Genomic DNA, 2,743 nt, shown 5'->3' on the forward strand with positions numbered 1-2,743 from the left:
GCGACCGACAGCAGATGGGTCCAGATCTTGTTCTTGTCGCTGATGAACAGATCGAGGATCAACAGGGTGAACGCACTGGCGATCAGCACCAGCTCGGGAGCGAGCGGGGGCAGGTCAGCGGCGGTCAATGGCAACAGCGGCGAGGTGGTCATCATCAAATCCTGGAATCAATACTCTCGACGGCCCGATTACAGCAGCTTGCTGGATGCAATCTGCATCACGAGCTTCGCGATCGAGGGCTCCATCAGGTCGGTCAGCGGCTTGGGGTACAGGCCCAGGGCGAGAGTGCCCACGGCGAATACACCCAGCACCAGCCATTCGCGACCGTTGATGTCCTTCAGTTCGGCGACATGGGCATTGGCCACTTCACCGAAGAACACGCGCTTGTACAGCCACAACGTATACGCCGCCGTGATCACCAGGGTACTGGCCGCACCCAGCGCCAGGGCCGGATGACGCTGGAAGCTGGCCATGATGATCATGAACTCGCCAACGAAACCGCTGGTGCCCGGCAGGCCGGCATTGGCCATGAAGAACAGCATGGCGAAGGTGGCAAACCACGGCATCACGTTCACCACGCCGCCGTAATCGGCGATCCGGCGGCTGTGCATGCGGTCGTACAGCACGCCCACGCAGGAGAACATGGCGCCAGAGACGAAGCCGTGCGACACCATCTGCACCATGGCGCCCTGCAGACCCAGACGGGCCGCATCCGGGCTGCCGGCGTCACGCACCAGCCACAGCGCGATGAAGGTGCCCAGGGTGACAAAGCCCATGTGCGCGATCGACGAATAGGCGATCAGCTTCTTCATGTCGTCCTGGACCAGGGCGACCAGGCCGACATAGATCACCGCGATCAGCGACAGCGTGATCACCAGCCATGCCCATTCCTGGGAGGCGTCGGGGACGATTGGCAGGTTGAAGCGCAGGAAACCGTAACCACCAATCTTCAGGGCGATGGCGGCCAGGATCACCGAGCCGGCGGTCGGCGCCTCGACGTGGGCGTCCGGCAACCAGGTGTGGACCGGGAACATCGGCACCTTGACCGCGAACGCGATCAGGAACGCGAAGAAGATCCAGGTCTGCTCCTTGCCCGACAGCTGCAGCTGGTACAGGTCGGCCAGCTGGAAGCTGCCACCCTTCAGGTAMAGGTAGATCAGCGCCACCAGCATCAGCACCGAGCCGAGGAAGGTGTACAGGAAGAACTTCAGCGCGGCGTAGATGCGGCGCGGGCCGCCCCAGACACCGATGATCAGGAACATCGGGATCAGCATCGCTTCGAAGAACACGTAGAACAGCATCGCGTCGGTCGCAGCGAAGATGCCGACCGTGACGCCTTCCAGGATCAGGAAGGCGGCCACGTACTGGTTGACGCGCTTGTCGATCGCGCTCCACGCACCAATCAGGGCCAGCACCGAGACCAGCGTGGTCAGCAGGATCAGCGCGATGGCGATGCCATCGACGCCGAGGTTGTAGCCGATGTCGTAGGCGGGGATCCAGGCGCGGGTCTCGACGAACTGCAGCGCGTCGTTCCCTACGTCATAGCCGCTGAGCAGCGACAGGCTGGCCACGAAGGTCAGCACCGCTACACCCAACGACGCCCAGCGGGCGGTGCGGGCATCACGGATGGCAAGGATCAAGGCACCGCCGAGGATCGGCAGCCAGATGAGAACACTGAGTAGAGGCCAGTTCGACACGTCTTCTTATTCCGTACAGGTCATCAACGCAGGTAATGCATCRGGACGCCCAGGAGGGCAATCAGGCCGATGATCATCGCGAAGGCGTAGTGATAGAGGAAACCGGATTGGGTGCGACGCAGCAGGTTGGCCGCCAGATCGATCAGGCGCGCCGAACCGTTGACCACCACACCATCGACGATGTTCGTGTCGATCGCGCGCGAAACCTTGCCGAGCTTGATGCCGCCGCCGGCGAAACCGCCGATCCAGAGTTTGTCGAAGCCGTACTTGTTCTCCAGTACCGATACCAGCGGTGCGAAGGTCTTGCGGGCCTTGCCCGCCAGCTCCGGCTTCCACAGGTAGAACAGGGCCGCCAGCAGGAAGCCGGCCACGGTCAGGAAGAAGGCCGGGGCCATCATCCCATGGAGCGCGAAGGCCACCGGACCGTGGAACTCTTCAGCCAGGGCACCAATGGTGTTGCGTGCCGGGTCGTAGAAATCAACGATGCCGGTGAAGAACGAATGCACCTGGCCCGGGACCGCGTGGTCGGCATGCTTGCCGGCCCAGTCGGTGCCGTACAGCATCGGACCGATGCTGAAGAAACCGATCACGATCGAGGGGATCGCCAGCAGGATCAGCGGCAGGGTCACCACCCAGGGGGTCTCGTGCGGCTCATGCGGACCGTGGCCATGGCCATGGTCGTCATGGTGCGCGTCGCCGTGGTGGGCGTCGGCGGCGTGTGCGTCAGCATGATGGTCGTCATGGCCGTGGCCGTGGTCATCATGCGCGTCGCGGAAGCGTTCCTTGCCATGGAAGGTCAGGAACAGCAGGCGGAAGCTGTAGAAGCTGGTCACGATCACACCGCCCAGCACCGCCCAGTAACCGTAGGTGGCCACCCAGCTGTTGGACACGTGCGCGTGGTGCTGCGCCGCTTCGATGATGGTGTCCTTGGAGTAGAAGCCGGAGAAGAACGGCGTCCCCACCAAGGCCAGCGTGCCGATCCACATGGTGATGAAGGTGATCGGCATGTACTTGCGCAGGCCGCCCATCTTGCGCATGTCCTGCTC

Annotated in this window: 2 protein-coding genes and 1 pseudogene; all 3 read right to left on the reverse strand. The window is 63.0% G+C overall.

Annotated elements, in window-relative coordinates; translation table 11 throughout:
- Window positions 1-152 (reverse strand): annotated as a pseudogene (locus tag AC1DQP_RS19135) (NADH:ubiquinone oxidoreductase subunit N); the annotation flags it as partial.
- A 36-nt stretch (window positions 153-188) separates the two neighbouring features.
- Window positions 189-1,697 (reverse strand): NADH-quinone oxidoreductase subunit M, encoded by a 1,509-nt coding sequence (locus tag AC1DQP_RS19140; RefSeq protein WP_256774641.1) that lies wholly within the window; start codon window positions 1,695-1,697, stop codon window positions 189-191.
- Window positions 1,698-1,720: 23 nt separating this feature from the next.
- Window positions 1,721-2,743, reverse strand: a 1,023-nt coding sequence (locus AC1DQP_RS19145) for a proton-conducting transporter transmembrane domain-containing protein (RefSeq protein WP_478052267.1), incomplete at its 5' end; no start/stop codon positions are given.

This window comes from Stenotrophomonas sp. P5_A8, assembly GCF_056400545.1.